General features: G+C 54.6%; 20 protein-coding genes and 1 tRNA gene. 7 read left to right on the forward strand and 14 right to left on the reverse strand.

The window, feature by feature from the left end; genetic code table 11:
- Positions 1–94 precede the first annotated feature (94 nt).
- The gene (locus tag A377_RS11605; protein ID WP_019894413.1) at positions 95–940 is read left to right on the forward strand and encodes a transglycosylase SLT domain-containing protein; all 846 of its coding nucleotides are present in this window, start codon (positions 95–97) and stop codon (positions 938–940) included.
- A gap of 226 nt (positions 941–1166) precedes the next feature.
- Positions 1167–2015 carry a GIY-YIG nuclease family protein gene (locus A377_RS0101870; protein WP_211209279.1) on the forward strand — a complete coding sequence of 283 codons (849 nt, stop codon included), beginning with the start codon at positions 1167–1169 and terminating at the stop codon, positions 2013–2015.
- Positions 2016–2089: 74 nt separating this feature from the next.
- Here A377_RS0101870 and A377_RS0101875 read toward each other — a convergent pair.
- From A377_RS0101875 to A377_RS0101885, 3 genes are all read right to left on the reverse strand, one after another.
- Positions 2090–2166 (reverse strand) — tRNA-Pro (locus tag A377_RS0101875).
- 88 nt (positions 2167–2254) lie between these two features.
- A complete protein-coding gene (locus tag A377_RS0101880; protein WP_019894416.1) occupies positions 2255–4735 on the reverse strand; it encodes an ABC transporter permease in 2481 nt (826 codons plus the stop codon).
- Positions 4719–5471: an ABC transporter ATP-binding protein gene (locus A377_RS0101885; protein WP_019894417.1), complete on the reverse strand. Its 753-nt coding sequence runs from the start codon at positions 5469–5471 to the stop codon at positions 4719–4721. The genes A377_RS0101880 and A377_RS0101885 overlap by 17 nt, the downstream gene beginning before the upstream one ends.
- Here A377_RS0101885 and A377_RS0101890 point away from each other — a divergent pair.
- Positions 5470–6207, forward strand: coding sequence for an arylesterase (locus tag A377_RS0101890; RefSeq protein WP_019894418.1), 738 nt, complete (start codon positions 5470–5472; stop codon positions 6205–6207). The genes A377_RS0101885 and A377_RS0101890 overlap by 2 nt on opposite strands.
- Positions 6208–6284: 77 nt before the next feature.
- Here A377_RS0101890 and A377_RS0101895 read toward each other — a convergent pair whose 3' ends face one another.
- Complete coding sequence (locus A377_RS0101895; RefSeq protein ID WP_019894419.1) at positions 6285–6584, reverse strand: BolA family protein; 300 nt, start codon at positions 6582–6584, stop codon at positions 6285–6287.
- A 40-nt stretch (positions 6585–6624) separates the two neighbouring features.
- Between A377_RS0101895 and A377_RS0101900 the strand changes: the two genes are divergently transcribed.
- Positions 6625–7197, forward strand: a complete 573-nt coding sequence (locus A377_RS0101900; RefSeq protein ID WP_245546753.1) for a DsrE family protein — start codon at positions 6625–6627, stop codon at positions 7195–7197.
- Positions 7198–7250: 53 nt separating this feature from the next.
- On the opposite strand, the gene A377_RS0101905 is transcribed toward A377_RS0101900, so the two are convergent.
- Positions 7251–8108: an ion transporter gene (locus A377_RS0101905; RefSeq protein ID WP_019894421.1), complete on the reverse strand. Its 858-nt coding sequence runs from the start codon at positions 8106–8108 to the stop codon at positions 7251–7253.
- A gap of 110 nt (positions 8109–8218) precedes the next feature.
- On the opposite strand from A377_RS0101905, the gene A377_RS0101910 reads away from it, so the two are divergent.
- Entirely contained in the window at positions 8219–8470 is a 252-nt protein-coding gene (locus A377_RS0101910) for a 2Fe-2S iron-sulfur cluster-binding protein (RefSeq protein ID WP_019894422.1), read from the forward strand.
- 13 nt (positions 8471–8483) lie between these two features.
- On the opposite strand, the gene A377_RS0101915 is transcribed toward A377_RS0101910, so the two are convergent.
- Complete coding sequence (locus tag A377_RS0101915; RefSeq protein WP_019894424.1) at positions 8484–9737, reverse strand: RNA-guided endonuclease InsQ/TnpB family protein; 1254 nt, start codon at positions 9735–9737, stop codon at positions 8484–8486.
- A 174-nt stretch (positions 9738–9911) separates the two neighbouring features.
- Positions 9912–10880 carry a PstS family phosphate ABC transporter substrate-binding protein gene (locus A377_RS0101920; protein WP_028485185.1) on the reverse strand — a complete coding sequence of 323 codons (969 nt, stop codon included), beginning with the start codon at positions 10878–10880 and terminating at the stop codon, positions 9912–9914.
- Positions 10881–11136: 256 nt separating this feature from the next.
- Between A377_RS0101920 and A377_RS0101925 the strand changes: the two genes are divergently transcribed.
- Positions 11137–12708: an inorganic phosphate transporter gene (locus tag A377_RS0101925; protein ID WP_019894427.1), complete on the forward strand. Its 1572-nt coding sequence runs from the start codon at positions 11137–11139 to the stop codon at positions 12706–12708.
- 158 nt (positions 12709–12866) lie between these two features.
- Here A377_RS0101925 and phoR read toward each other — a convergent pair whose 3' ends face one another.
- From phoR to A377_RS0101955, 6 genes are read right to left on the reverse strand one after another with little or no spacing between them, the layout of a single operon-like run.
- Positions 12867–14159, reverse strand: coding sequence for a phosphate regulon sensor histidine kinase PhoR (gene phoR / locus A377_RS0101930; RefSeq protein ID WP_019894428.1), 1293 nt, complete (start codon positions 14157–14159; stop codon positions 12867–12869).
- 20 nt (positions 14160–14179) lie between these two features.
- Positions 14180–14875, reverse strand: coding sequence for a phosphate regulon transcriptional regulator PhoB (phoB, locus tag A377_RS0101935; RefSeq protein WP_019894429.1), 696 nt, complete (start codon positions 14873–14875; stop codon positions 14180–14182).
- Positions 14876–14920: 45 nt separating this feature from the next.
- Positions 14921–15670, reverse strand: a complete 750-nt coding sequence (gene phoU, locus A377_RS0101940; protein ID WP_019894430.1) for a phosphate signaling complex protein PhoU — start codon at positions 15668–15670, stop codon at positions 14921–14923.
- 41 nt (positions 15671–15711) lie between these two features.
- Entirely contained in the window at positions 15712–16530 is an 819-nt protein-coding gene (pstB, locus tag A377_RS0101945) for a phosphate ABC transporter ATP-binding protein PstB (RefSeq protein WP_028485186.1), read from the reverse strand.
- A 37-nt stretch (positions 16531–16567) separates the two neighbouring features.
- Positions 16568–18217 (reverse strand): phosphate ABC transporter permease PstA, encoded by a 1650-nt coding sequence (gene pstA / locus A377_RS0101950; RefSeq protein WP_019894432.1) that lies wholly within the window; start codon positions 18215–18217, stop codon positions 16568–16570.
- Between the two features lie 12 nt (positions 18218–18229).
- Positions 18230–20485, reverse strand: coding sequence for an ABC transporter permease subunit (locus A377_RS0101955; RefSeq protein ID WP_245546755.1), 2256 nt, complete (start codon positions 20483–20485; stop codon positions 18230–18232).
- A 379-nt stretch (positions 20486–20864) separates the two neighbouring features.
- On the opposite strand from A377_RS0101955, the gene glnA reads away from it, so the two are divergent.
- Positions 20865–22271, forward strand: coding sequence for a type I glutamate--ammonia ligase (gene glnA, locus A377_RS0101960; RefSeq protein WP_019894434.1), 1407 nt, complete (start codon positions 20865–20867; stop codon positions 22269–22271).
- A gap of 109 nt (positions 22272–22380) precedes the next feature.
- Here glnA and A377_RS0101965 read toward each other — a convergent pair whose 3' ends face one another.
- The gene (locus A377_RS0101965; RefSeq protein ID WP_019894435.1) at positions 22381–22575 is read right to left on the reverse strand and encodes a zinc-finger domain-containing protein; all 195 of its coding nucleotides are present in this window, start codon (positions 22573–22575) and stop codon (positions 22381–22383) included.
- Between the last annotated feature and the right edge of the window lie 8 nt (positions 22576–22583).

A 22583-nucleotide genomic window follows, 5' to 3' on the forward strand; every position in this document is an offset into this window, starting at 1 on the left:
AAAAATAAAAAGAGGCAAAAGACCTCACATAATGATTTTGATCATTCGGCAGCGGAGGCCAGACCGCTGTCGTTACTCACACACGAGGCAAACCATGTCACATCAGGAATTAGGCAAGCTTATTGCCGCTCTGTCCCTGGGGGGCGCCATCAGTTTGATGTCTGGCTGTTCCACCACTCAAACCAGCAAACCGGACGTCAGTCAGGTCAGCCACAACATCTGTTCGATTACGCGTGCCAGCCCAGACTATCAAAAAGCCGCGCTGCTGTCCGAACAGAAATGGGGCACACCGGCCAATATCCTGCTCGCCATCGTACATCAAGAATCACGATTCAAATCAGAAGCCCGTCCACGCATGAAATACGTCGGCGGGGTTCCGGTCGGACACATTTCTTCCGCTTATGGCTACTCTCAGGCGCTGGATGGCACCTGGGAGGAATACAAGCAGAAAACCGGCAACTTCAACGGGCAGCGTAACGACATCTATGACGCCATGGACTTCATCGGCTGGTACAACCACCAGACCTATCACCGTTCCGGCGTGTCCAAAAACGACACCTACAATCTGTATCTGGCTTACCACGAAGGCCAGGGCGGCTTCAACCGCGGCACCTACAACAAAAAACCCTGGCTGAAGCGGGTGGCAAAAAAGGTCAAAAACCAAGCCTACGCTTACGACAATCAGATGGACAATTGCACACTCTATGTCGAAGCCGAAGAGCCCAAGCAAAGCCCGAAACCCGAACAGACAGTGGCCAAACGCAAGGCTCCGACCACAAAACCGGCACGTCCTTCCGCGGATCAGCTGGCCGACAATGGGGGTATCAAGGAACAAAACTTGGCCGATTTGTTTAACAAGGCCTCTTCCAAACGAAGTTATAAAGCCAAATCGGCCGACCTGCCTCCCCCAAGCAGCTGTCGTAACTGGCCTTATTGCTAAACCGTTAACGCCTTTCATCAGGCACCTATCCGGTGCCTGAACCTTATTCGCCTATAGCGGCACTCAAATGTCTCGGTGTAACCTTCGCATTTTTAACAATATTCGGATAACATGTACTTTCTAAATTTCAACACTTCATCAGCGAAACGTTTTTATGAGCTTAGGCCGAAGTATTCGACTATTTTTAGCAGACGGTTCACCTAACGGCTTATTGACCGCAGAGATCATGAATTGGACGGGACACGCCCTCACTGGCCCTCGATCAAAACTACCAGAAATTGTGAAGCGACCGGAATGCTCTCGCACTGGAGTATATTTTCTTATTGGAACTGACCCTGACAATGCAATGCGTCCATTGGTTTACATTGGCGAGTCCGATGACGTGGCGCAAAGACTCAAGCAACATAACCGACCTGAAAACCAAGGGGGAAAGGACTTCTGGGAAAAAGTCTGTTTAATTACCAGCAAAGACCAGAACCTTACCAAATCTCACGTAAAATATCTCGAGAGCCAACTTATTGCACTAGCAAAAAATTCTGGACGTTGCGGCTTAGTGAACGGCACATCTCACGAATACTTAACTCTTCCGGAGTCTGACCGAGCAGACATGTCTTTTTTTATCGACCAGATTCGCATGATCCTACCAGTGCTGGGACTTAACTTTTTACGCGACCAACAGACACTGGCTAATTCAGATCAATCTAACATAGTTGCAACAACACAAGACTCACCCACTTTTGAGATGCGCATTCCCAAATACGGCATCGTGGCAGAAGCACAAGAAGTGGAAGGGGAATTCATTGTTCAAGCTAAAAGCTTGGCTCGAGATCATTGGGCAAGCAACAGTGATTACACAAGTTACAAACCCCTATATCAACAACTAGTGGAAGACAAGATTTTAATTCCAGACCATTCAGGCAATGTACGTTTTATTCAAGATCAAGCATTTAACAGCCCCAGTGCTGCTGCTGCAGTAATTTCTGGCCGACCAGCTAATGGCAGGACAACTTGGAAAGATAAGAAAAGCGGGAAGAGTTATGGTCAATGGCAAAGTGAACTAACTGACAACACTTAACAACATCAGTGACTAATCACTGTATTAAACCAAAACCATGAGAAGAAAAAAGAGCAAGCCCTTTCTTGAAAAATTGGTCGGGACAGTAGGATTTGAACCTACGACCCCCGCCACCCCATGACGGTGCTCTACCAGACTGAGCCATGCCCCGATTATTGAAGTCGCTATTATAGCGACATTGCCAATGGTTTCAAGCGCCATGTCGGGTTAAATGCGACGATGGATGCCGCGCGCCGGTTTCAGCCCCACTTCTGGGCCATGGCACTGGGCGACAATCGCAGATAATGACGCTGAGTCAGCCAGCCCATGACCACCAGAATGACGCTGCCCAGCACCACACTGATCGCCCACAACAACGGACTCAGCTGCGGAGTCATTTCCAGCACAAATTGGCTGATCAGCATGCCGGTGATCTGGGCAAAGGTCGCTGCCAGCAACCCGGCCAGCGCCCCCAGTAACGCAAACTCCATCAGACCGATTTTGAGCACGGTCCGCTGGGACGCGCCAATGGTTCGCAACAGCAACCAGCTTTGAATCCGGCTCTGCTGGCTGGCCATGGTCGCGGTCAGCAACACAATCAGACTCGCCGCAAGGGTAAAGCCATACAGCCCAGACACGGCCCAACTGGCCTGGCGCATAATGGTCTGAATCTGATCCATAATGCGCCCCGCATCGATCACCAGCACGCCCGGGGCTTCGCGGCCCATTGATTGCATCAGTTCTTGCGGCGTGGTCGCACTCTGATCTATGGCAAAGTTGCTCAGATACGAAATCGGAAGCGCCGCCTCAGGCTGCGGTTCGATCACAAAAAAGAAATTCAGCCGAAAACTCTGCCAGGACACTTCGCGCAAACTGTCGATCACATAGGTCTGACGCTGGCCGCTGAAATCAAACGTCAGGGTCTGCCCCAACTGCAGCCCATAGAGTTCGGCAATGCCTTTTTCCACCGACACCTGAGGCAAATCCGATTTTGCCCGTTCTCTGTCCGAACGCTGCGCCAGCATTCGGTTGTAGTCCGGCGGCGTCTCCAGCACCGCAATATTGGCCTCGCGCTGCAACAGACGTTTGCCTCGCTGGGTCTCCTGATCCTCGGCCCGAATCGGCTGATCGTCCACCGCCACCAGACGCCCGCGCGCCATCGGCACCAGCTCGGTGTCGATGCCCTGTTTCTGCAACAGAGTCTGCACGGCGTTTTTCTGGTCCGGCTGCACATTGACCACAAAGGTGTCCGGCGTGTCGGCGGGCAGAGACAGTTGCCAGTTGGTCATCAGGTCGGCGCGGACAAACGTCATCAGCATCAACACAAACAACACCAGACCAATCGACATCAATTGAATTTTGACCAGGCCTGGTGAACGAGTCAGGGCCGCAATCGACAACTTCAGCCAGCCGGAAGCACGACCTTGCCAACGGTTCAGTCCCCAGATCAAAGCTTCCGAGGCCAAATACAACAGACCCGCCATCACCGCCACCGAGCCCAGCACCCACCAGCTGCCGGCACTGATCAACGCCATCACCAGCAGAATCAGCCCCAGACTGCCCAGCCAGTGCCCCACAGGCACCGCATCGGAAATGGATTTCAGCAGCGCCACAGGCGGCGTGGCCACCGCACGGCGAAACGCCTGCCAGGCAAAACTCCACAACACCAGCACACCCATCAGCAAACCATAGGCACTGACCCCAAGCCAGTCGCCCAGCACCAGCGGGTCAAAATACTGTGCCAACAAAGGGGTGATGGCCACAAACAAGGCCTGCCCCAGCAACACCCCCAACAAGGCCGCACCCAGCGCCAGTGCCATCAATTGCACCGCAAACAGGCGGGTAATCCGTGCGCGGGTCGCCCCCAGAGCACGCATCAGCGCAATCATGTTCTGCCAACGCCCCAGGTAAAACCGGCTGGCAATCAGAATCGACAGGCCTGCGACCAGCACCGCCGATAACCCGGCCAGATCCAGAAACTGCCAGGCCGTGTCCAGTGCCTGCCCCAGGTCTTCGGACGGCGATTGCGCCGAACGCACTTCCAAGTTGGGGGATTCGGCTTCGCGCACGGCCCGGGTAAAGGTTTGCACCGCCTCGGCCTCACCGGCCACCGACAGGCTGTAGGTCATCCGGCTGCCTGGGCCTTTGAGCCCGGTGTCTTTCAACCGATCCAGCGCAATGCGCATTTCGTAGGCAAAGGCGCTCATGCCCAGCCCGGCCTGATCCGACGTGTAAGCCTCGGCCAGTTCAAACGTTTTTTCGCCCAGCACAATTCGGCTGGCCGGATCGGTTTGCAGCCCCATCAGCGGCATCAACGCCTGCTCGGCCCACACCTGTGACGACCCGGACGGAATGCGAGGCAAGCCCCCGGTCGCCCGCAAAGGCACCTCCGGCGTGACGCCCTTGAGGCGCACCATCTGGAATTCGCCCGCTTCGTCGTCATGGGCCACCTGCGCCATGGTCACCAGCGTCTGGGATTCGGCCACCGACAGACCCAGTGACTGGGCCTGCTCTCGCCAGCGATCCGCAATCGGACGCGAGCTTTCCAGCACCGTGTCCGCCCCCAGGTTCATTGCGGCCTTGCGCACCATGCTTTCTTTGGCCGTGTCGCCCAGCCGTTCCACAAAGGTCACGGTCGCACTGGCGATCACCACCGCCAGCATCAGCCACAGCCAATCGCCCTTTTTCAGGCCGCGCCAGAGCCAGCGAACCGCGGTGCGCCCATCATTCAGCTTCGTCATCAAGGATCTCCAAACGGCCATGCATCAGTTGATAGGCTTTCTGGCAATGGCGGGCAAACGCTTTGTCGTGGGTGACCAGCACCAGCGTGGTCCGGGTGTGGGCATTCAAATCGAACAACAGTTGTTGAATGTGTCCGGCGGTGGTTTCGTCCAGATTGCCGGTGGGTTCGTCCGCAAACAGAATTTCGGGTTCGGTCACAAACGCCCGTGCCAGCGCCACCCGCTGCTGTTCGCCCCCGGAAAGCTGGGCCGGTCGATGGTGCAGACGCTCCGCCAGCCCCACCTTTTCCAATGCTGCCAACGCCCGTTCCCGGGCATTGGCTTCCTGAAACAGCTCCAATGGCATCAGCACGTTTTCCAGCGCGGTCATGCTTGGCATCAATTGAAAGTTCTGAAACACAAACCCCACCGCTTGGGCTCGGACCGCCGCGCGTTCGTCTTCCTGTAATCGGTTCAGACATTGTCCCAACAAATGCACCTCACCTTCGGTGGGCAAAGCCAGCCCCGCCATCAGCGACAGCAAGGTCGATTTGCCCGACCCGGAACGCCCGATGATCGACACGCTTTCGCCGCGCTGGACACTCAGTGCGCAGCCCTTTAATATACGAAGCGTGCCAGTCGCGTCGGCGGAGGTTTTCTCAGCCTCCAGCCGCTGCTCGGGCACTTCGTAGCCAACCGCGTCCAATCGTAGAACGGGGTTGGCGGTCGCATTCGTGGAATCAGAAGGATCACTCATGGGTTTCTCTCTATGGCTTGCCCCGGCTCAAGGCGGCGCTGGTCGAATCAAACATCGGGCTGACATTCGAACCCAACGCGCAACCTCTTTCTGGTCGGTGCTGTGGCTGAGCCTTGGGTTGTTGATAATAAGTTACTCAAGTGTAACGCAAGCCCAGACAAAACCCAAACCCGCCGCCGCGCCAGCCACCCTGCTGGTGTTCGGCGACAGCCTCAGTGCGGCCTATGGGCTGAACACGGAACAGGGCTGGGTGGCGCTGCTGGCCGAGCGACTCAAACAACGTGAAGACAATGTGAAAGTGGTCAACGCCAGTCTCAGCGGTGAAACCACCTCCGGCGGCAAAAACCGTCTGCCACCGCTGCTGGACAAGCATCAGCCGAACTGGGTGATTCTGGAACTGGGCGCCAATGACGCCCTGCGCGGCCAGAACCTGAACGCCACCCGCGCCAATCTGATCAGCATGGTGGAACGCAGTCAGCAACAAGGGGCCAGCGTTCTGCTGCTGGGCATTCGCATTCCCAGCAATTACGGTCCGGCCTATGACCGAATGCTGCGCCAGACGTTTGAAACCGTCAGCGACCGCACCGGCGCCGCGCTGGTGCCCTTTTTCATCAAGCCGGTGGCACTGAAATCCCGGTTGATGCAAAACGACCGCCTGCACCCCAATGCCGAGGCCCAGCCCAAAATCCTGGACTACCTTTGGCCGGAAATCGAAAAACTGTTGAACGACGCCTGAAACACGGTGTGACCGGTTCCTCGCACTCTCCGTTTAACCTGTTTTGACCAGGCCTGGTGATATTCGGGTGATTTCGGTCAGTGACCGCCCTGACAATCGGGAGACGCAGGCACGCTCTGCTTTTGCGCCCATTCCTGCGGGGTAAAAGTGTGCAGCGCCAGTGCATGAAACTGCGGCATCAGCGTTTGCAGGGCCTGATACACCGCCTGATGACGCTTGACCCGGCTCAGGCCTTCAAAATCCGGCGTGACCAGCGTCAGCTTGAAATGCGATTCGGTCGCCGGTCCGGCATGCTGGTCGGACTCGTTTTCCAGCGTGCAATCATCGATTTGAAAGGCGTTTTGCAAGGTATTTTCAATTTGTTGGGTTAAACTCATAGTCAGCACACTTAAATTTTTATCGATGAAGGGAGGCATTATGCCAAATACTCAATCATGCACGGTTTCATCCAGGCTTTCATCCGGGTTTGCTTCTACCTGTCTGGCCAGCGGTCTCAGTCTCGCACTGTTGCTGGTCCCCATGCAAGGCCAGGCGGCCAGTGAAGCTCAGACCGGTGACGACAACTTTCGCCTGAAACCGGTGCCGGAACTGCAGGACCCGCCGTCCGACCGCTTTCCCGGCGACCCGGCCGAACACCATGCGGTGTACATGTGGAACAAGGACGACCCGGCCTACCACACCAGCATTCTCAACTCGATCAAGGCCATGATCCAGAAATACGGCGACAACGTCGAAATCGCCGTGGTCGCCATCGGCCCCGGCATTCACGCCCTGACCAAAGACCCGCAGAAACCGGTGGAAGAACTGGCGTATGACCGCATCGGCAGCTTTGCCAACGACTACAACGTGCGCTGGATTGCCTGCGGCAATACCATGAACACCCTGCACCTGAGCCATTCCGACATGCGCCCCTTTGCCGAATACTCGGAAGTGGGCGCGGCGGCCCTGATGGAACTGCAGGAAGAAGGCTTCAAACTGCTGGTCTGGTAACGGCCCAGCCGCTCAATCCATCGGCAAAACCACCAGGCCTGGTGGTTTTCCGGTTACGAACCTGGATTCGGCTTTGAGGTTTCGCTGCCCACTTGCTGCTGCGCCAGCAACAAATCCATTTTTCGGTTCAGTGCCTCAATCTGGGCCTGCATCGCATCCTGCTGGGTGCCGTGTTCCGCTTCTTCCAGTGCCTTTTCCGCATCCAGCATTTTCTTGTGTTCTTCGTCCAGCACTTCGACCACAATCCCGATCATCATGTTCAGAAACACGAACGCCGAGAAGAAAATAAACGTCAGGTAATAAATCCAGCTCAGCGCATAGACTTCCATGGTCTCGTACATGACATCGGTCCAGTCTTCGAACGTGGCCACCCGAAACAGGGTCAACAGCGCCGTGCCCAGATCGCCCCACAGGAACGGATTGATTTTGGCAAAGAGCAGAGTGCCGATGACCGCATACAAATAAAAGATGATGAACATCAGCAGGGCCACATAGCCCATGCGCGGCAACGCATTGATCAGAGCCGTCACCAGCACCCGCAACTCAGGGATAAACGAAATCAGACGCATCACCCGGAACAGGCGCAGCATCCGCGCAATCAGCGCATATTCGGCATCGTCCAGTGGAATCAGACTCACCACCACAATGGTGAAATCGAACACATTCCAGCCTTTCTTGAAAAACTCGCGCAGCCGGTCTTCGGCCGCCATGCGGATGATGATTTCGATCAGAAAGAACAGAGTAACCCCGTAATCCATCACCCACAGAAAACTCAAGGCCATCTCGGGCAGCGGATAGGTGCGCACCCCGATCATCAGCGACGACAGAATGATCACCGCGATCACAAACAGCTCAAAAGCCTTGTTGTCGCGAATGCGTTGAAAGTGTGTCTGAAACCCTTGCCAGGTCATGTATGGTGTCCTCTTGAATCGATGCAACGGGCCAATATTTTACGGTAAAATGTTGGCCGGACAATCATTTCAATAAATTTTTTTAATGGGCAACAAAAAGGACGGATGTCATGAGCAAAATTCACGTGGTCGGACAGGGTGAGGCCGATTTTGAGGGGCAGTTTTCATTGCTGGATGCGCTGGACGAAGCCGGGTTTGACATGCCCTACAGCTGCCGCGGCGGCAATTGCGGTGCCTGTGAAGTCAAACTGATCTCAGGCAATGTGGAAGCCATTCAGGACACGGTATACGAGCCGGAAAAAGGCCACATTCTGACCTGCAGTGTGATCCCGCTCAGCGACCTGGAAATCGAACTGGTTTGACATCCTCCCCGCCCTAAAGGACGGGGATTCCTAACAGCTTTAAGCCGTTTAAGAGTGGGCGTGTATCACTACTACCCACAGGTTCCTGCTTCAACGTCGAAACCAACGTTTCAACTCCACAGGCTAACACCCGATGCCCTCGGGCAAGCACATTCAAAGCCCCTACCAAGTCGGCATTGGCTTTAAATCCACATTCTGTACACGCAAAAGCACTTTGGGTTTTGCGATTCGCACGACTGATATTCTGGCATTTTGGACAGGTTTGTGAGGTGTGCCTTGGATCAACTCTCAAAACATCACCGCCAAACCAGTTTTGCTTGTACTCAAGCATCTGAACAAACATGCCCCATCCTTGATCGAGAATGGACTTGTTCAGACCTGACTTGGGCTTGACGTTCTTGCCAGGTTTGTCGATATTGCCTTTGGCGGATTTGGACATATTTCTTACCTTTAAATCCTCAACAACAATCATTGCGTGGTTTTTGCTGATGCTGGTTGAGGTTTTATGAAGGAAATCCAAACGCACATTGGCGATCTTCTCATGCAGACGTGCAATGCGTTGTTTTTGCTTCTTCCAGTTGGAAGAGAACTTGACTTTTTTACTCAGCCTGCGCTGAGCAAAAGCCAACTTCTTTTCCAGTTTCTTGAAGCTGTTTATCGGCTCAATATATGAGCCGTCAGACAAAGTAATGAAGCGTTTTACACCCAAATCAAGACCGATGATTGAATTAGCGCTATGGCGCGGTATCTCCGCTTCATACTCGACTTGAACAGACACATACCAATGTTTTCCACGCCGTGAAACCGTGCAATTTTTCAATTCACCGACAACTTTTCGGCTACTTCGATATTTCACCCAGCCGATTTTAGGTAGGAAAACGCTATTTCCATCCAGTTTAAATCCTTGCGGATAACTGAATGAATCCTTTTGCCCTTTGCGTTTAAATCTTGGTATACGCTTCAGAGGTTGCTTTTTATCAAACCCATTTTTAAACGCTCTCTCCAGTTGTTTTAACGTTTGCTGAAGTGACTGGGAGTGCGCCTGTTTCAGAAAGCCGTATTCATTCGATTTCTTCCAGAGTCCAAGCCAAAAGTTCATTTCCTGATACCAGAGAATCGGCTTTTTATATTCAAGCAAAGTCAGATTCTTTGCCAAGGCCTTGTTCCAAACAAACCGATTCGCACCAGCAAACTCAACCATTTTCTGCGCTTGGTCAGAATTCGGGTTGAGTTTGAATTTAAAAGCTTTGCGAATGACTTGTTTCATACAAAGTATTGTAACACATTTCAAGTTTAAGCGCTTATATCCCCGCCGTGAACGACGGGGTTTTACGCGCTACTTGATAAACACACCTTTTTCACCAGGCCTGGTGAAAACGAATAGGCACAAAAAAAGCCCTCTAAAAGAGGGCTTAAATTTTATCCGGGAGGATAAATCGGTTTAGTTGTTCAGCTTGGCACGGTATTTTTCAACCATGTTGGCTGGCAGAGGAATGTAACCGTCCTTCACCACCGTTTGCTGACCTTGCTGAGACAGAACCAGGTTCATGAACTCACGCGTCATCGGGTCCAGCTTGGCATTTGGCTTTTTGTTGACATACACGTACAACACACGCGCCAGCGGGTAAGTGCCGTTCAGAGCATTGTTCGGGGTTGGCTCAACCAGCTTGCCGCCCTCTTTCTTGGACAGGGGCAAAGCACGCACACCAGCGGTCTTGTAACCGATACCGGAATAACCGATGCCGTTCAAAGACGTGGCCGTGGACTGAACCACAGAGGCCGAACCAGGCTGTTCGTTCACAGACGACTTGTAGTCCCCTTTACACAACGCGATTTTTTTGTAGTAACCGTAGGTACCGGACACCGAGTTACGGCCATAAAGCTGAATGCTCTTGTCTGCCAACTCGCCTTTCACACCGGCTTCACCCCAGGTTTTGATGTCGTCTTTCAGGCCACACTTACGTGTGCTGGAGAAGATCGCGTCCACTTCGGGAATGCTCAGACCTTTGATTGGGTTGTCTTTGTGCACATACACCGCCAGCGCATCGATGGCCACACCGATTGGCGTTGGCTTGTAACCGTGTTCTTTTTCAAACATGGCTTCTTCTTTGGCTTTCATCATACGGCTCATCGGCCCAACGTTTGAGGTGGACTCGGTCAAAGCCGGTGGCGCAGTGGAAGAACCCGCCGCCTGAATCTGAATGTTCACATTCGGATACATGCGCTTGAACTCTTCCGCCCACAACGTCATCAGGTTGGCCAGGGTATCGGACCCGACCGATGAAAAGTTACCAGAGATACCTGAGACTTTCTGATATTCCGGGATGGACGAATCAACCGCTGAGGCCATGGCCGTTGTTGAGGCCATTGAGGCCGCCAGTCCCATTGCAATCAATAATTTGCGCTTCATTACTCTACTCCTGAAAAGTTAAAGGTTCCGCCTCATCCATTGAGTACGAAAGCCTGTACTGCAAAACAGACAAGGTGCATTATCAGCTCAGGGCATAACAGACAGATGAAACAAATTTTACAAATACATGACACAAATCAAGCCAAAGCGCCGCAACCACATTTTTTGCGCAACAAAACTGTCATATTTACCCCAATCACAACGGTTTTTTTTATACAATTCCGCCCATTGATGGCAGGGATGGAAACAAAACCGCATGGAATTCAAAAACGTCAACGATATCGAAGGGGCCACCAAAAAAGGTCGGCGTGAAATGTTTCGCTTAGGCACCGGACTGCTGTTTATTGTCCTGATCATGTTGTTTTCTGCCAACATGCAGGTGGGCAGCGGTCAGGTTCACATTGAGCTTGTCATTGCCGCCATGATCGGCGGCTACATGGCCATGAACATCGGGGCCAATGACGTCGCCAACAATGTCGGTCCTGCGGTCGGTTCCAAAGCCCTGACCCTGACCGGGGCCATCATTCTGGCCGCGATTTTCGAATCCGCCGGGGCCATCATCGCCGGGGGCGATGTGATCAACACCGTCAAAAAAGGCATCATTGACCCGCAGATGATTGCCGACAGCCAGACCTTTATCTGGCTGATGATGGCCGCCCTGCTTTCCGCCGCATTGTGGCTGAACCTGGCCACCGCCATGGGCGCGCCGGTATCGACCACCCACTCCATTGTCGGCGGCGTTCTGGGGGGCGGCATTGCCGCAGGCGGCTGGCACATCGCCAACTGGGACCAGATGGGCGCGATTGCCGCCAGCTGGGTGATTTCCCCGGTCATTGGCGGCCTGATCGCCGCCGGGTTTCTGTACTGGATCAAACGCGGGATCACCTACCAGTCGGACATGAAGGCCGCCGGCAAACGCCTGATACCGATTCTGGTCGCCCTGATGGCCTGGGCCTTCTCCACCTACCTGATCATCAAGGGGATAAAAAAAATCATTGCGGTCGACTTCACCACCGCCGTGATTGTGGGCCTGATCATCGCATTCGGCGTGTATCTTCTGGTCAAACCCATGATTCGACGTCAGGCCGACGGTCTCGACAACGACAAGGCCAGCATCAACACCCTTTTCACCATCCCGCTGATTTTTGCCGCTGCCTTATTGAGTTTTGCCCACGGGGCCAATGACGTGGCCAACGCCGTGGGGCCGCTGGCCGCCATCTCCGATGCCCTGTCCACATCGACCGTGTCCGGCCAGGCCCAGATTCCGTTCTGGGTGTTGCTGATCGGGGCACTCGGGATCAGTCTGGGGCTGTTGCTTTACGGGCCCAAACTGATCAGAACCGTGGGCTCGGAAATCACCGAACTCGACCAGATGCGCGCTTTTTCCATCGCCATGGCCGCCGCCATCACCGTCATTGTGGCCTCCAAACTGGGGCTGCCGGTCAGCTCCACTCACATTGCCGTGGGCGGGATTTTCGGGGTCGGTTTTTTGCGTGAATACCTCAAACGCAACTACGCCAAAACCCTGCAGGAAATCCGCGATGCCCATTCCGGCTACGATCACGCGGAGGTCGAAGCCTTTGTGGAACGCTTTGAAAACGCTGACCTTCAAGACAAGAAAATGATGCTGGCCGAACTCAAACAGCAAAAAGAAACCACCGTGCTGACCAAAAAAGAACGCAAGTCGTTGAACAAGGTGTATCAGAAAGAACTGGTCAAACGTTCGGCCTTTTTGAAAATTGTCGCCACCTGGGTGATTACCGTGCCCGCCGCCGGGATCCTGGCCGCCCTGATCTACTTCACCATCCGCGGGATCATGCTGCCCTGAAGCGGTGATCGGTGCGTCCTGATCGAAGATCAAGGCGCTTTGGGTGCAAACTGAAAAGCGCCCTCCGCACCGCTCAGCCTGACACCGTTTCTGCACCGAAAATCATCAGACAGGGCTTGATCACACCCCAAAATTGACCAGGCCTGGTGGCTTCCAGGTCATTCGTCTTCCGAACGCACGATCCGCCCCGGCACAAAGTCACAGCGGAACACCGAGCCCTTCTGCACCTGACTTTTGATCACCAGTTTGGCGTGATGCCGCTCCAGTATGTGTTTGACAATGGCCAGCCCCAGCCCGGTGCCCCCGGTTTCGCGTGAACGCGCGGTGTCCACCCGATAAAAACGTTCGGTCAGGCGGCCGATGTGTTCCTGAGCAATGCCGATGCCGGTGTCTTCCACTTCGTAATGCGCGCCCTTCTGATCCTGATACCAGCGCACCGTGATCTGTCCACCGGCCGGTGTGTAACGGATCGCATTGGACACCAGATTGGTGAGCACGCTTTTCAGCGGGTCTTCGTAACCGATGATTTTCAGGGACGTATCCACCTCAAAACGCACCGTATGCTCGGTGGTCATCTGATCGATGCTTTCGGCCATCTGTTGCAGAATGTCGCCAATGGCAACCGGGCCTTCGTCGCCGGTAATGGTCTCCGATTCCATCGCCGACAAGGTCAACAGATCGTTGATGATCGCCTGCATCCGGTTGGATTGATGTTCCATGCTCTGCAGGGGTTTTGCCCAGGGCGATGCCGGCTCCACCGAATCGCGCATCACCTCCAGATAACCGCTGAGCACGGTCAAAGGCGTGCGCAGTTCGTGCGAGGCATTGGCGACAAAATCGCGCCGGATTTGCGCCAGATTGTAGAGTTCGTGAATGTCCTTGACGATGAGCAGTTTGTGAATGCGGTGGTAGGGCAGAATTTTGAAGCTGTAGACACGCGGACGCTGATTGACGCCGTTGATGGTCAGCGACTGGCCATAATCGCCTTGCTTGAGATAGGCAATGAAATCGGGATGACGGTACAGGTTTTCGATGCGTCGGCCAATGTCGCTCTGTTTCAGCCCGAACAGTTTGCGGGCCGAGCGGTTGAACCACTCGATCTGATGAAATTCATTCAGGGAAACCAGTGCATCGGGCATCGCCATGGAGGCGGCCAGAAACTGCTCGGATTTGTACAGTTGCAGATTGGCGTGTTTTTCCAGTGAGCGCTGTTTGCGCGAGACCAGATGGCTGATTTCAGCCCAGAAGCCGCTGCCGGGCGGGTAAGAAACCCCGGAATGGCCTTTGATCCATTTTTCGAACTGGAGCACACTGTAAAGCTGGCGGCTCAGATAGACCAGGAAATACGCGCCCAGCACCCAAAGCCACTGATCGCTGACCCAGGCGATGAAAATCGCGATCCAGAGGCTGGTAATGACCCATGTCAGTTCCCGTGCAATCCCTTTCGACAATCAGTTTCTCCCCGACGCCGTCAGCTGCTGACCGAAAACCGGTAGCCTGCACCCCGTACGGTCTGGATGGCGTCGGCCCCGCCGACCGGGTCCAGCAGCTTGCGCAGACGCCGGATGTGCACGTCCACCGTGCGTTCTTCCACCACCACGTTTTCGCCCCAAACCTGATCCAACAACTGCGAGCGGGTATACACCCGGTCCCGGTGCGTCATAAAAAAATGCATCAGTTTGAATTCGGTCGGCCCCAATCGCACTTCTTCACCCTTGACGGTAAAACGGTAACTCGACAGGTCCAGTTTCAGTTCGCCCACACTGACCTGCTCCGCCGCAGACGGGTCGGACGACTGACGGCGCAGAATGGCCTTGACCCGCGCCACCAGGGCGCGGGGCGAAAAAGGCTTGATCACGTAATCGTCGGCACCGGCCTCAAACCCTTCCACCTGATCGTTTTCCTCCCCACGGGCGGTCAACAAGATGATCGGCAGATGCGCCACCTGGTCGTTGTTACGAATACGCTGTGCCAGCGAAACCCCACTGACGCCCGGCAACATCCAGTCCAGCAGAATGCAATCCGGGGGCTGCTCATTCAGCAGACTCCAGGCCTGTTCGGCATTGGGGGCCTGCACCACTTCGTAACCGGCGGCACTGAGGGTAAAGTTCAGCATGTCGCGAATGGCGGCTTCGTCTTCGACCACCAGAATCCGTTGTTGCGTCATCCCTGTTTCCTGTTGTTATCCAGCCATAAGTCGATCATACACCCATCAACTCTGATTTTCCTCTTCCAAAGAAGCTAGAAAAGCGTCCAGTCGTGCCTGATCCATGTTGCGCATGTCCTTGCCCTTAACCAGATACACAATGCTTTCGATCACATTCAGCGCGTGGTCCGAAACCCGCTCGGCCGCACGCAGAGCGATGATCATCTCCATCAGACATTCTACCTCATCCGGACGGGTGCGCAGCTGACCCTTGAGGTCGGCCATGGCTTCAGCAAAGATCACATCGATGCGATCCTCTTCCTGAATCAACTCGCCGGCACCTTCGGTGGACACGCGGGCGAAACTGTCCAATGCGGTTTTCAGCATCTGATTGGAACGGGTGGAAATGTCCATCAGCTCACCGTAACCGGGCATTTCAGAACATTTTAAGTTGTGCTCGGACTGACCGAACATGGCCACCATATTGGCGATTTTGACAATCTCATCGCCCATGCGCTCCAGATCAATGGCAATGCGGATCGCCGCCAGAATCAGTCGCAAATCGGACGCGGTGGGCTGCTGTCGCGCCAGCACACGCGAACACAGCTTGTCGATCTCCATTTCAGACTGATTGACGATCTTGTCAAACGCCACCACTTCCGAGGCTTTGGCGGTGTCGGAACTGCCCAGCGCAACCAGCGCGGCTTCAAACTGGCGTTCGACCAAACCGCCCATTTCCAGAATGTGGTTGAACAGGTCTTCCAGATTCTGATTCATTGACTCTGAGATGTGGCGGCCAAAATTTTCTTTTTCCATGTTTTTCTCCTTGTTGATCGGACAGAACTCAGGTCAGTTTTTTAACCGTAACGTCCGGAAATGTAATCTTCTGTCCGCTTCACACTCGGGTTGGTAAACAGGGTATCGGTGTCCGTGTACTCGATCAGATCCCCCATATACATGAAGGCGGTGTAGTCGGAAACACGCGCCGCCTGTTGCATATTATGGGTCACAATCAGAATTGTGAAGTCCTTTTTCAATTCAAAGATCAATTCTTCGATGGCCAGGGTCGAGATTGGGTCCAGCGCTGACGTGGGTTCATCCAACAACAGTACTTCGGGCTTGATCGCGATGGCGCGGGCAATGCACAAGCGCTGCTGCTGCCCACCGGACAAGCCCAAGGCGTTGGCATCCAACCGGTCCTTGACCTCGTCCCAGAGCCCGGCGCTTTTCAGTGCCCATTCCACAGTCTGATCCAACACCTCTTTGTCATTGATGCCCTGCAGGCGCAACCCGTAACAGACGTTTTCATAAATGGATTTGGGGAAAGGGTTGGGCTTTTGAAACACCATGCCCACCCGACGACGCAGCGCCGCCACATCCATTTCCTTGGCGTACATGTCTTCGCCATGCAACTGCATACTGCCATCGACCTTTACAATGGAAATCAGGTCGTTCATACGGTTGAAACAGCGTAGCAACGTTGACTTACCACAGCCGGAAGGGCCGATAAACGCCGTTACCCGGTTCTCCGGCAACGACATGGTAATGTTGTTCAGGGCCTGATTGCTGCCATAGAACAGGTTCCAGTCCTTGACCTCGATCGCAATCTGTTCTTTGCCAAGGTTCATGCCACGGTGATCGCGATCCATTGCCAAACCCACGTTTTGCTCACTCATAATGCCTTTCCTCTAAATTTTGAATTCCGGTCCCGACTCAGTTGTCCAGGGCTTTGTATTTTTCCCGCAGACTGTTGCGAATGGTGATGGCCCCCAGGTTCAAGCTGACAATGATGATGATCAACAGCAGGGAGGTGGCGTACACCAGCGGTTGTGAGGCCTCGACATTGGGACTTTGAAAGCCGACATCGTAAATGTGGAAGCCCAAGTGCATGAATTTACGATCCAGATGCACAAAAGGCGCATTGAAGTCGACGGGCAGCTCCGGTGCCAGTTTGACCACCCCGACCAGCATCAACGGTGCGACCTCGCCCGCCGCCCGCGCCACCGCCAGAATCAACCCGGTCATGATCGCCGGCATCGACATGGGCAAAACGATCTTCATAATGGTTTCCGACTTGGTCGCGCCCAGCGCCAGACCACCCTCACGCAGCGAGCTGGGAATCCGCGACAGCCCTTCCTGCGTGGACACAATCACCACCGGCAGGGTCAGCAGGGCCATGGTCAACGACGCCCACAACAGCCCCGGCGTGCCAAAGGTCGGACTGGGCTGGGCGTAACTGTAGAAGAGGTCATCGATCGAACCACCGATGATGTAGACGAAAAAGCCCAGACCGAAAATCCCGAAGACAATCGATGGCACCCCCGCGAGGTTATTGATCGAAATCCGCACCAGACGCAGCACCAGACCTTCACGCGCATACTCGCTCATATAGACGGCCGCGATCACCCCCAGCGGGGTCACAAAAATCGCCATCAGCATCACCATGGTGATGGTGCCGACAATGGCCGGGAAAACCCCGCCCTCGGTATTGGCTTCCCGTGGCTCGCCCCCCAGGAAATGGCCGATGGAACTGAAGAAAAACCCGACCTTGTCCGCACTGCTCATATTGTTGGGCTGCCACATGCGCACAATGTGCTTGATCGGAACCTGAATCGATTCCCCGCCCGCCAGTGACAGACGGGCTTCGCCCAGGCCATCGGCCTGTTCGCGCAGAATTTCCAGTTTTTCCTGGTAATCACGGAATTCGGCGTTCAGACGTTCACGTTCGGTTTCGTTGGCCTCTCTGGCCTGATCATCGTACGCGTTTTCGGCTTTCAGGCGCTTTTCTTCCAGACGCAACTGCTCGATCTGATAATTGATGCTGCCGATATCGACACGCTCAATGTGGTTGATTTTGTCGTGCAATGACTGGCCGGTACCGACCAGATCGTCCAGCACATTTTTGACATTGCCGCCCTCAGCCCGGACTTCGCCGTCACGCACGATCGATTGCAATTGCCCATAGACATTGCCCCATTCGTAACGCTCCAGCACGGTCACGTTTTTCGCCAGCCGATCGTCCTGACCGATGATGTTGTCGGTATTGATCCAGCGGAAATCGGTGCCGTAGACGTCCCGGTTGCCGATTTTAATCAGCCACTGAGGCACCTTGCGCACCTCGGCATTCGGGTCATCGGGGGCCGACACCAGCTTGATCTGCGTATCGTGAATTTCACCGACCAGCGTTTCGATGTTGCCCTGGTCGTTTTTGATCTCGATTTCATGCACCGTATGCGGCCAGAAATGCACCAGACCCCGTATCGCAATCATCAGAATCAACCCGACCACCAGAACAAAACTGATGCTGACGGTGGCGGCGCTGAACCAGACCCAGTGTTCGCCTTGTTTGAACCAATCTCTCATGTCTTCGCCTCCTTACAGCGATCCGTATTTACGGCGCATCCGTTCACGCACCACTTCCGCCAGGGTGTTAAAAATAAAGGTAAAGATGAACAGCACCAGCCCGGAGAGGAACAGCACCCGATAGTGGGTGCTGTTGAGCGCCGCTTCCGGCATTTCCACGGCCAGGTTGGCCGCAAGGGTACGCATGCCCTCAAACAGGTTGGCGTCCATCAGCGGCGTGTTGCCCGAGGCCATCAGCACGATCATGGTCTCACCGATCCCGCGGCCGAAGCCGAGCATGATCGCCGAGAAAATCCCCGGACTGGCCGTCGGCAGGACCACGCCGACCATGGTTTGCCAGCCACTGGCGCCCAGAGCCAGCGAACCGTTGACCAGATAACTGGGCACGTTATAGATGGCGTCTTCCGCCACCGAGAAAATGGTCGGAATCAGGGCAAAGCCCATGGCAAAACCGATGACCATGGCATTGCGCTGGTCAAAATCGATGCCCGCCGACTCGGTCAGCCAGTGACGCATGTCGCCTCCGAACAGCAGTGCCTCCAGAGGCCCGCTCAGACTGAGCGCAATAAAAGCAATGATCACCACCACCGGCAGCATCAACACCGCCCGGCCGGAAGTGGGCACCAGCAGCCGCACTGGCTCCGGCAGTCGCGACCACATAAAACCGAACAGCAGTATGCCAATCGGCACCAGAAAGATGATCGAGAAGAACCCGGCCAGATGCGCTTCCATATAAGGCGCCAGCCACAACCCGGCCAGAAAACCGAGGATCACGGTTGGCAAGGCTTCGATCAGCTCAATCGTGGGCTTGATCACCTGACGGGTTTTGGCGTCCATGAAAAAGGCGGTGTAAATCGCCCCCAGCACCGCCAGCGGCACCGCGAACAACATGGAGTAAAGCGCCGCTTTGATGGTGCCGAAGGTCAGAGGCATCAGGGAAAATTTGGGCTCAAAGTCATTGGAAGCCGAAGACGACTGCCAGATGTATTCGGGCTCGTCATAACCTTCGTACCAGACCTGCCCCCAAAGGCTGCTCATGGACACTTCGGGGTGTTCATTGTCGACGTCAAACGTCACCAGCTGGTGACTGGGGGTTTCAATCAGCAATCGATCCCCACGTGGACTGATGTGTACCTGGGACACGTCCTGATCCAGCGAAAAATCGGCAAAATTATTGTGGGCGGTCGAGTTGTACATATTGACCCGGTTGGACGCGTCCAGCACCGCAAAGTTCTTGCGGTTCAACTCCACCTGAATGTGCTTGATCGGCTGATCCGACACATCAAAGGTACGGATTTTCTGCAGAAAGTAATTGTTGTCCTGGTCCCGCACCGGGAACCATTGTGAGACCTTGCCGGCATCATCGCCTAACAGCAGTGAATACTGCCCGATCAAAAACTGCACCGCAGTCAGAGTCTGGCCCGGCTCCAAGGCTTCAACCGTTTCAATCTGCCGGATCTGCTTGGGATCGCGAATATCAAAATAGAAGATCGTGCCGTCTTGCTGCAACCCGTACAGATTGCGCATGCTGGCCCCCATCTTCAGCCAGTCAAACGCCTCTGGTGCCTGGAACGCGCCCTGCTGATACAGCTCCAGGGTGACCTCTTCGCTGAACATGGATTCGATCATGTCATATTGCTTGACACGCAACTGCGAGGAACCGGCTTGCTGATAGGCAAAGGTGATCTGGGAACCGCTTTTGCGCGCAGAAAGGTGGGTAATCGGCTGATCCGCCAGCGACAGCGGCTCTGTACCATAAGGATAGGTCAGCTTGGGGGTAATGGTTTTCACGTCATTGGGATAGGTCACGCTGTACTCATACTGCACCAGCAGCACCGAACCGTCGTCCAGACCAAAGCCCAACAGCTGATCTTCCTGATCAATCGTGGTGTAACTGGTGACAAGCGCATCACCAATCGGCAAGCGCTCATCACGCAGCTTCTCGCCCGTGGTCAGATCAATGCCGTACACCTGCCCATTGTCAGTAATGCGCAGAGCCGAATCGGCATACTCGTCCACACCATAGTAAAGCGTCTTTTCCTGCCCCGACTGCTGCAGATCAAACGTTTTGCTTTTCTCGATGTCCGCAGGCGCAAACAGAGGCGCGACCACATACACCAGAAAGAACATGATCAACAGCACGGCAGCAATCACACCGATGCCACCGACGGTAAAGCCTGACGCCCAACTCAGATCCACCAAGTTACGCCGTTTGATCCGGCGCTGAAACTTCGGCCCTTCGAGCGCTTCATCCAATTTTTTTTGCACTGACTTATCCATGCCGGAACCCCAATTCGATAAAAACGTCGCTTATCCTACTTTGACAATGTGACAACCAGATGAAATCCCCTCGTCTGGACAACGCAGACAACAAAACCAATGGCACCACAAAAAACCTGATTGCACCAAACTAAACCATTCCACAAGAACCGGTTTCCCTGCTTTTTTACCAGGCTTGGTGATTTTCACTGTGGTGACAAGCACTTAGAAAGCCCCCAAATTTTATTGGCAATTTGGCACACTTCCCGCTATCATCTGACCCAGAACAGTCGGCCCTTTGTGGCCGTTTAAACTGGCTTTCGCCTGCAAAATGTCACGCCCAAACGGGCGCCATCAAGCAAAATCTAGCAAAAAGGACACTTTCACTATGTCACAGGAAATATTTGACCTCATTAAAGACAACGACGTTAAATGGGCAGATCTTCGATTCACCGACACGCACGGCAAGGAGCAGCACGTGACGGTGCCCGCCTCCGCACTGGACGAAGATTTTTTCACCGACGGTGAGACGTTTGATGGGTCCTCCATTGCAGGCTGGAAAGGCATTCACGATTCCGACATGCTGCTGATGCCGCAGACAGACGGCCACTTCATGGACCCGTTCACCAACGATCCGACCATCATCATCCGTTGCATGATCGTTGAACCTTCGACCATGGAACCCTACGAAAAAGACCCGCGCGGCATTGCCAAAAAAGCCGAAGCCTATCTGGCGTCCACCGGCATCGCCGACACCGCGTTCTTTGGTCCGGAACCCGAATTCTTTATCTTTGACGACGTGCGCTGGGGCTCGGACATGTCCGGCAGTTTCGTCAAAATCGGTGCGCGTGAAGCGGCCTGGGACTCTGAAAAAGTCTACGAAGACGGCAACATCGGTCACCGCCCCAAAGTCAAAGGCGGCTACTTCCCGGTACCGCCAGTGGATCAGCTGCACGAAGTGCGTGCCGACATCTGCGCCATGGCCGAAGCGATGGGCCTGAAACTGGAAGCCCACCACCACGAAGTCGCCGCCGGCGGCCAGTGCGAATTGGCCGTGGCCGGGAACACCCTGACCGCCAAGGCGGACGAGGTTCAGGTTCTGAAATACGCGGTTCACAACACCTGTCACGCGCTGGGCAAAACCGCCACCTTTATGCCCAAGCCGATTTTCGGCGACAATGGTTCCGGGATGCACATCAACTCCTCCCTGTCCAAAGACGGCAAAAACATTTTCGCCGGCGACGTTTACTCCGGTCTGTCACAGGAAGCGCTGTATTTCATCGGCGGCCTGATGAAGCACGCCCGTGCCCTGAACGCCTTCACCAACCCGGGCACCAACTCTTACAAGCGTCTGGTCCCCGGCTTTGAAGCGCCGATTCTGATTGCCTACTCCGGCAAGAACCGCTCGGCGTCAATCCGGATTCCGTATGCACCGTCCGAAAAAGGCCGTCGTGTGGAACTGCGTTTCCCTGATCCGGTCGCCAACCCTTACCTGGCCTTCTCTGCCACTCTGATGGCTGGCCTGGACGGGATCATGAACCAGATCGACCCGGGCGATCCGGCCGAAAAAGATCTGTACGATCTGCCACCGGAAGAAGAAGCGACTTACAACACCGTGTGTGCGTCACTGGAAGAAGCTTTGGCCGCACTGGACAACGACCGTGACTTCCTGAAAGCCGGTGGCGTGTTCACCGACGAAGCGATTGATTCCTACATCAATCTGAAAATGGAAGAAGTCACACGCATGCGTGCGACCACTCACCCAATCGAGTTCGACATGTATTACTCTTCGTAATCGCGTCAGACACGCCCACAAAAAACCCCGCTTTCGCGGGTTTTTTTGTGTCTGCGTAACCGAAAATGACCAGGCCTGGTCAAAAAGTCCTCAGCCGATCAGGCCTCTGTCAGTGTCCGCCGGGACGATTGGGATCAAAATCCTTCAGCACATACTCGGCCCCGCAGTAAGGGCACTTGGCTTCGCCAGTGTCCTCAATCGGCAACATCACCTTGGGGTGCGAATTCCAATTGGTCTGGCCCCGCATCGGGCAGGACAGAGGCAAATCGTCGTACGTGATTTCGATTTTGGTTTGCTTGCTCATACAGTGTG

Origin of the sequence: Hydrogenovibrio halophilus DSM 15072, assembly GCF_000384235.1 — a bacterium.
Classification (GTDB): Bacteria; Pseudomonadota; Gammaproteobacteria; order Thiomicrospirales; family Thiomicrospiraceae; genus Hydrogenovibrio; species Hydrogenovibrio halophilus.

Excerpts from the sequence above, each read along its gene's own strand:
- A377_RS11605 (WP_019894413.1), top strand. The coding sequence starts at position 95 with ATGTCACATCAGGAATTAGGCAAGCTTATTGCCGCTCTGTCCCTGGGG.
- A377_RS0101870 (WP_211209279.1), top strand. The coding sequence starts at position 1,167 with ATGAATTGGACGGGACACGCCCTCACTGGCCCTCGATCAAAACTACCA.
- A377_RS0101880 (WP_019894416.1), bottom strand. The coding sequence starts at position 4,735 with ATGACGAAGCTGAATGATGGGCGCACCGCGGTTCGCTGGCTCTGGCGC.
- A377_RS0101890 (WP_019894418.1), top strand. The coding sequence starts at position 5,470 with ATGGGTTTCTCTCTATGGCTTGCCCCGGCTCAAGGCGGCGCTGGTCGA.
- A377_RS0101885 (WP_019894417.1), bottom strand. The coding sequence starts at position 5,471 with ATGAGTGATCCTTCTGATTCCACGAATGCGACCGCCAACCCCGTTCTA.
- A377_RS0101895 (WP_019894419.1), bottom strand. The coding sequence starts at position 6,584 with ATGAGTTTAACCCAACAAATTGAAAATACCTTGCAAAACGCCTTTCAA.
- A377_RS0101900 (WP_245546753.1), top strand. The coding sequence starts at position 6,625 with ATGCCAAATACTCAATCATGCACGGTTTCATCCAGGCTTTCATCCGGG.
- A377_RS0101905 (WP_019894421.1), bottom strand. The coding sequence starts at position 8,108 with ATGACCTGGCAAGGGTTTCAGACACACTTTCAACGCATTCGCGACAAC.
- A377_RS0101910 (WP_019894422.1), top strand. The coding sequence starts at position 8,219 with ATGAGCAAAATTCACGTGGTCGGACAGGGTGAGGCCGATTTTGAGGGG.
- A377_RS0101915 (WP_019894424.1), bottom strand. The coding sequence starts at position 9,737 with ATGAAACAAGTCATTCGCAAAGCTTTTAAATTCAAACTCAACCCGAAT.
- A377_RS0101920 (WP_028485185.1), bottom strand. The coding sequence starts at position 10,880 with ATGAAGCGCAAATTATTGATTGCAATGGGACTGGCGGCCTCAATGGCC.
- A377_RS0101925 (WP_019894427.1), top strand. The coding sequence starts at position 11,137 with ATGGAATTCAAAAACGTCAACGATATCGAAGGGGCCACCAAAAAAGGT.
- phoB (WP_019894429.1), bottom strand. The coding sequence starts at position 14,875 with ATGACGCAACAACGGATTCTGGTGGTCGAAGACGAAGCCGCCATTCGC.
- phoU (WP_019894430.1), bottom strand. The coding sequence starts at position 15,670 with ATGGAAAAAGAAAATTTTGGCCGCCACATCTCAGAGTCAATGAATCAG.
- pstB (WP_028485186.1), bottom strand. The coding sequence starts at position 16,530 with ATGAGTGAGCAAAACGTGGGTTTGGCAATGGATCGCGATCACCGTGGC.
- pstA (WP_019894432.1), bottom strand. The coding sequence starts at position 18,217 with ATGAGAGATTGGTTCAAACAAGGCGAACACTGGGTCTGGTTCAGCGCC.
- glnA (WP_019894434.1), top strand. The coding sequence starts at position 20,865 with ATGTCACAGGAAATATTTGACCTCATTAAAGACAACGACGTTAAATGG.
- A377_RS0101965 (WP_019894435.1), bottom strand. The coding sequence starts at position 22,575 with ATGAGCAAGCAAACCAAAATCGAAATCACGTACGACGATTTGCCTCTG.